This is a genomic window from Ferruginibacter sp., assembly GCF_014377975.1.
Classification (GTDB): Bacteria; Bacteroidota; Bacteroidia; order Chitinophagales; family Chitinophagaceae; genus Ferruginibacter.
Genome location: NZ_JACMOO010000252.1, coordinates 1 through 6,929, shown reverse-complemented (window position 1 = coordinate 6,929; position 6,929 = coordinate 1). Strand labels below are relative to the sequence as shown.

Here is a 6,929-nt window from a genome sequence, read left to right as displayed (position 1 = left end):
TGCTTCTGCCACAATGGATAAATTATTTACACCCGAACAATTAAAGGGAGCATTAATTTTAAAAGCAAATAATTTTCAATCCAGTTATTGTAGAAATGATGGCAACGGAAAATTCACATTGATTCCCTTGCCCATGCAGGCACAACTATCAGCTTTAAATGGAATGACCGTAGATGATTTTGATGGCGATGGTAACCTCGATCTGATAATCAATGGCAATGACTATGGAACGGATGTTTCAGTAGGTCGATACGATGCCTTAAACGGATTGGTTTTAAAAGGAGATGGGAAAGGTAACTTTACTTCGTTGTCGATCCTACAAAGTGGGATTTATATTCCTGGAAATGGGAAAGCTTTGGTAAAATTGAGGGGAAAAAATGGGAATTATCTTGTAGCTGCCGGTCAAAACCGTGGACGATTAAAAGTGTTTGAGCTTAAAAGGAATGTACAAACTGTTGCTTTACTACCAAACGAAGTAACCGGAGAGGAAACATTTAAGAATGGAAAAATACAGCGACTGGAATTTTATTATGGATCTTCTTTCCTTTCCCAGTCAGCAAGATTTTTAAGCATTGATAGTAACGTTACTTCAATCATGATTAATGATAGCAAGAATAATAAAAGAAAAATTGAATTTACCCATTGATATGAATAGTGGTTTTTTACTTCTGTTTTGAACTAATATTTACAGCGTTTGTTTATCTTTTCGTTATCTAATTTTCTATGTTCCTTTTGGTGGTAATGTATATACTTTGAAAAATAATTTTGCGATAAAAAATGCAATTATTTATCGCTGGATAAATCTACAATTAATAAAAAATAGAATGTCTCATTTTGGATTCCTAGCACAAAAGACACCCGTATATTTAAATTATTTTTATGAATAGTGCCTTGATTTGGTTATACTTTTGGTGAACATCTTTAATGAAAAACATCTGTTGTAGATTTTTTATAATTAATTATAACAATGACTTTAATAAAACAAAATATACTCACCCCCAGGTACATCGTGTTATCAGGGTTAATTATTTTTATTCTTTCCTGTAGTAATTTCAAAAAAAATGCATCTCATGCAGCTATTCCAGATTCTAATATTGCCAAAGGAAAAGTATTGGCAACTAAATATTGTCAATCATGCCATATGCTTCCCGACCCTTCAATGTTAGATTCAAAGCACTGGGAAACTGGAGTGTTGCCTGGAATGGGTCCATGGTTGGGTATATTTAATTATGGGTTTACTCATTATCCTTCCAGCAAAAATGACGTTAATCTTGACCCGCATTTTTATCCTTCACAACCCGTTTTAAATTTTCAGGAATGGCAATGCATTATTGACTATTATACAGCTGTTTCACCTGATACATTAAAGGGTCAGCAAAGGAAATATGCTGTTAAAAACGGGTCATTCTTGTTTACACCAACATTTCCGGCATTTAAAATTCCCTTGCCAAGTATCACCTTGGTTAAAATTGATACGGAGGCATCTGTGCGTCAGTTAATTATTTCTGACATGGTTACTAAAAATATTTATCGTTTCAGCAATCAACTAAACCTGATAGATACTTTTCGAAATGGCGGCACGGCAGTGGACATTGAAATACATGGACAAGATTTCACATTTTGTAATATTGGTGTAATGAATCCGAATAATGGAAAATATGGCAACATATTTCGTACTTCATTGGGTGAAAATGACAAAATGAAAGTGGACAGCAACGTAAATTTTAGTAAGCTTGCGAGACCGGTTCAGGTAATATCTTCCGATTTAAATGCGGATGGTAAAATGGATTACCTGGTTTGTGAATATGGTAATCTAATTGGTGCGCTATCGTGGATGGAGAACCTTGGAAATAATAACTTTGAACGACACGTTTTACGGGGCCTGCCGGGTGCTATAAAAGCTTATGTCAGGGATGTTAATCACGATGGTTTGCCGGACATTTGGGTGTTATTTGCACAAGGAGAAGAAGGGGTATTTTTATTTACCAATAAAGGGCATGGTAAATTTGAGCAGGAACAAGTGCTGCGGTTTCCACCAATTAATGGCTCTTCTTATTTTGAATTGGCAGATTTTAATAAAGATGGATTTCCTGATATACTATACACCTGTGGCGATAATGCAGACCTTTCGGCCGTACTAAAACCTTACCATGGAGTTTATATTTATATAAATGATGGCAGTAACCATTTTAAACAACAATATTTTTTTCCGATGCATGGTTGTTTTAAAGCAATGGCCAGAGATTTTGATGGAGATGGGGATCTTGATATAGCTGCAATTTCATTTTTTGCAGATTACGCAAATCATCCTGAAGAAAGTTTTATTTACCTTGAAAATAAAGGTAATTTAGATTTTCAACCTTACAGTATTGCGGGAACAAACTCGGGAAGATGGCTGACAATGGATGCAGCAGATTTTGATGGGGATGGTAAAGTTGATGTTGTGCTTGGTAATTTTTCGATAGCGCCGGCATTTGTAAAAGGAGCAGCCAATTGGAAACAAGGGCCCCCATTTCTGGTATTAAAAAATATTATAAAAAAATAACTTCATTTTAATTGTCCAAAAACCTTACAAATGAAAATACAAATTAAAAACCTTTTAAAAGTAACCTGTTTTTTATGTGTCTCTGCTTTTTTGTTTACCAACTGTCATTCAAAAAAAGCTCTTAAATTATTAGATGCCGATATATTGCATCAAAACGAAGATCAGCTAACACAGGTTATAATTTATGACGTTTTTACACCACCGGTTGCAGCGAGGATATATGTTTATTCTTCTTTAGCATCTTATGAAGCTATGCGTTTTAGTAAAGCAGGAACTCCCTCCATAGCTGAAAAACTGAAAGGTTTTGGAAAAATACCTACCCCGCAAAAGGGCAAAAATTACAATTTTACCCTTGCTGCCACAAAAGCATTTTTTACGGTTGCGCATAACGTAAAAGTTTTTTCTGTTGATTCTTTAAAAAATTATGAAGAATCGGTTTATAATAATTTTAAAGAAAACCTTGACGACTCTACCTACCAGTATTCAATTGCTTTTGGAGACACCATTGGTAAAGTAATATTGGCTAGAGCTAACATGGATGGGTATATTCAATCACGTGGTAAACCCAAGTATCTGGGTAGTAACGACCCGGGAAAGTGGAGGCCTACCCCGCCAGACTACATGGATGGAGTAGAATGGTGCTGGAATACCATGAAACCGATGGTAATGGATTCCTGTACTCAATTTATGTCACCAAGACCACCACTATTTAGCACAGATACCAACAGTGTTTTCTTTAAAGCTGTTAAAAATGTTTATTTAATAAGCAAAAATCTTACAGAAGAACAAAAAACTATTGCACGCTATTGGGATGATAATCCTTTTGTGATTGAACATTCAGGCCACATGATGTTTGGTAATAAAAAAATAACTCCGGGTGGCCATTGGATGGGAATTACCGCCATAGCCTGTAAACAAACAAATGCAGATGCACTAAAAACTGCCAAGGCCTATGCATTGACATCAATTGCTTTATATGATGCCTTCATTGCATGCTGGGATGAAAAATATCGCAGTAATTATATACGCCCCATAACAGTGATTAATGAATCAATAGATCCTGGCTGGACATCCTTCCTCCAAACACCACCGTTTCCTGAATACGCAAGCGGACATAGTGCTATCACCCGTTCAGCTGCAACTGTCTTAACCAGGTTATTTGGAGAGAATTTTGCATTTCAGGATACCAGTGATCTAAGATATATTGGTATGCAACGTCACTTTAATTCTTTTGTGCAGGCAGCAGATGAAGTTTCTATAAGCCGTGTGTATGGTGGTATTCATTACCGGTTTAGTGTGGATGAAGGTGCAAATACCGGAAGAAAAGTAGGTGAACTTATAGTAGAGAAAATAACAAAGTAGTTGATGATAGGTTCCTGGTAAGGCAATCAAGAAAGTACTAATGGCATAATAGCAAGTAAGTACCTGCATAGGGAAAAATGTAAACGCTCATTATCTTAGTAACATAATTGTTCCTTTCTTAGATATTTTTTTATTGGAAGCTGTGCGTATTTCAACATAATAAACATAAGAACCTGTAGGCTGAAGTTCACCTTTAAATCTGCCATCCCAGCCATCGATAATATCTGTTGTTGAATAAATTACCTTGCCCCACTTGTTAAAGATCAGTAATTTAAATTGCTTATAATTATCTGCTGCTATTATCCGGAACCTATCATTTGTACCATCCCCATTTGGCGTAAAAGCATTTGGAATAAAAACGTTTTTATAAACTTTTATTTTAACGGAAGATGTACCTGAACCACAACCTACGGTGGAATTAGCAGTTAAAGTGTATACTGTATTATTTATTGGATAAACTACAGGCGTTATTGAATGGATATCATTTATAAAGGTTGCAGGCGACCAGTAAAAATTTACAGATGTTCCCGTCACAGTGGCATTCAACATGATTGAATCTCCTGTATTTATAATTTGATCGGATCCTGCACTTATAGAAAGGTTTTGAAAAACATTTACTTTAACCAAAGCAGAATCCCGGCATCCAAAATCATTACTAATTATTATATTATATAAAGTTGAAACAAGAGGTTGGGCAATCGGATTGGCAATGGTATCGCTTGATAAACCATCGGATGGTGTCCATTGATAATGCTGCCCTCCAGAAGCGGAAAGCACAACAGTTTTACTTTGACAAATAGATTGAACGGAATCGTTGACAAAAACAGTAATTCCGGGAAAAACCCTTAAATAAAAACTATCCAGTGTCGTACAACCGGAATTGTACAGCTGTTTTAGTTTATATAATCCCGTATCTGCATATTGCACATTTGATATAATAGACAAACTTTTATCCGATATGTACCCATTGGGGCCGTTCCATAAAATTGATATCGAAATATCTGAAGGGTAGGGTAGTATTAGGTTTCTACCTATACACCCATTAATATTTTTCGGAAGCTGATGGATTGGTTTTGCATGAACATTTGTAGAAATAACATTGGAGGTTATCCTGCATTTTGGGGAGTTTATATTGGGTCTTTCTGCCAATAAACTGCGATACGAGATAATTCCTGAATCTCGCTGCGGTATGGCATACACGGTGGTAACTGCCCCTGCAATATTTTGCCATGTTTTACCGGAATCAATACTACTTTGCCATTGCACTGCCGGGTCAGTAAATCCTGGCGCATAAGACGACTTCAGTATAAACGAATTGGTATAACCAGCACACACATCAACATCGCCGATATTATCATCAAGGGTGGTAGTTACTGAAGGGCCACACATTCCGAAAATAATATCATCAATGGCAAAGGAACTCCCACAACCGTAAATGGGGGTTGTTTTTATGGCAAGAACTACTTCACTAATATCTGGCGCTGTTTTAAAAGATAGCCCATATTGTTTCCATATTTTATCATCGGTAATAGGAATATTACCCGTATTAACAGTAGCTAAAGATATTCCGGAAATTGTTTCAACTGTAAATGTAATATTTGGCAATACGGCAGTTCCACCGCAGGTAATTTTTTGCATTACGTTCATAATCCAGGCCGAAAACTGGTAAGTTGTGTTACCGCATAAGCCATATGCAGTATCAATATAAACACTACCAGGCGTACTTTCTGCATTTACTGCCATAAAAGAACCTCCTACGTCATGGGTATGATCTCCAGCTAGTAAAAACCAGGAACGGTCACCACATCCTAATAAAAAATTATCTACTGTATATTTTCCTTTAGACGGGCAACCTCCTGAATATTCAAAAGAAGTTACCGATGTAGGTAATTTTGAACTTCCCGTCCCAAATGTGATATTTATAATAGGGTCACCAAGATTTCCATTACAAAGCTGGGCTTGCAAAACAATTGGAAGTAAAAAGAGTTGATACAAAAAAATAAAAGCAAATTTTAGAAAAATATTAAATTTCACCATTCGTATCTCATTATTTTGATCAGCTGATTCTTTGAAATTTTGCACCATTAGAAAAAAAATAGTTGACCTAAATTTTAGTCAGTTTACATTTACCTCCTTAAAGCTATATAAAATTATGAATTTATTAATTGTTTATAGCGTAAACAATTTCAAATGCTATTCTAATTCAGCGCTGCCAAAATCTTTTTATGTTGCCATAAAAATGAGTAGAAAAAGTAAGTGCTTAACGCAGGAAGTTTATTTGGTCAATACAGTGAAGAGATATGAAGCAATGAAATAGTATAAAGAATTATTTTATCTATTTGGTAATCTTTGATAAGCTATTTTTATAGACAAGAAAATGAAATATTTTTATTTTCTGAAAATGAATAAATTGAAATAAAATTTAATGATGTACCTATTAAGCGATATAAGTTAACTGTGATTCGGCGTACATAATGTAGCCGGGACATAGCACAAAAATATTGTAGCATTGGGTAGTTCTAATTTTGTTTTACAAAAATTAAGGCACAAACAGTAACTGTTTGATGCAATGGTTTTTAATAGAGTTAACTTTCAGTAACGCAGTTTTAAAAACGATTAACACATGAATTACAAATTGTCCCTCCCTGATATACGGTTTTTATCCGTACTTTTCCTTCTGCTCGTAAGCAATAAGAATATGGCACAACATCCAGTGGGTATTTTTGATGATCATGCAGATATTGGTAAGCCGAAATTAGCCGGCACTGCAGGTTATGATACATCAACCCAAACATACAATCTCTCGGGCGCAGGTTCTAATATCTGGTTTAACAGAGATGAGTTTCATTTTTTGTATAAGAAAATAACAGGTGATTTTATCCTCACGGCAGACTTTGATTTCACAGGCGATACTGCGCATGCTGCAGGCCATAGAAAGATAGGCTGGATGATAAGGGAATCGCTCGACGAAGATGCAGCAAGTATGAATGCATGCAAACATCTTGACGGGCTCACCGTGCTG

Annotated in this window: 4 protein-coding genes and 1 pseudogene; 4 read left to right on the top strand and 1 reads right to left on the bottom strand. The window is 35.6% G+C overall.

Translation table 11 applies throughout. The features are described from left to right. The 3 genes from H7254_RS13340 to H7254_RS13330 all read left to right on the top strand — a co-directional run. Nucleotides 1–646: VCBS repeat-containing protein (locus tag H7254_RS13340; protein WP_301933439.1), on the top strand; the 646-nt coding region annotated here is incomplete at its 5' end. 321 nt (nt 647–967) lie between these two features. Then, nucleotides 968–2,545 (top strand): VCBS repeat-containing protein, encoded by a 1,578-nt coding sequence (locus H7254_RS13335; protein WP_301933438.1) that lies wholly within the window; start codon nt 968–970, stop codon nt 2,543–2,545. 30 nt (nt 2,546–2,575) lie between these two features. After that, nucleotides 2,576–3,907 (top strand): vanadium-dependent haloperoxidase, encoded by a 1,332-nt coding sequence (locus H7254_RS13330; protein WP_301933437.1) that lies wholly within the window; start codon nt 2,576–2,578, stop codon nt 3,905–3,907. 90 nt (nt 3,908–3,997) lie between these two features. Here the strand turns inward: H7254_RS13330 and H7254_RS13325 are convergent, their stop codons facing one another. Beyond that, nucleotides 3,998–5,902, bottom strand: coding sequence for a gliding motility-associated C-terminal domain-containing protein (locus tag H7254_RS13325; RefSeq protein ID WP_301933436.1), 1,905 nt, complete (start codon nt 5,900–5,902; stop codon nt 3,998–4,000). 703 nt (nt 5,903–6,605) lie between these two features. Here H7254_RS13325 and H7254_RS13320 point away from each other — a divergent pair. Beyond that, nucleotides 6,606–6,929 (top strand): annotated as a pseudogene (locus H7254_RS13320) (hypothetical protein); the annotation flags it as partial.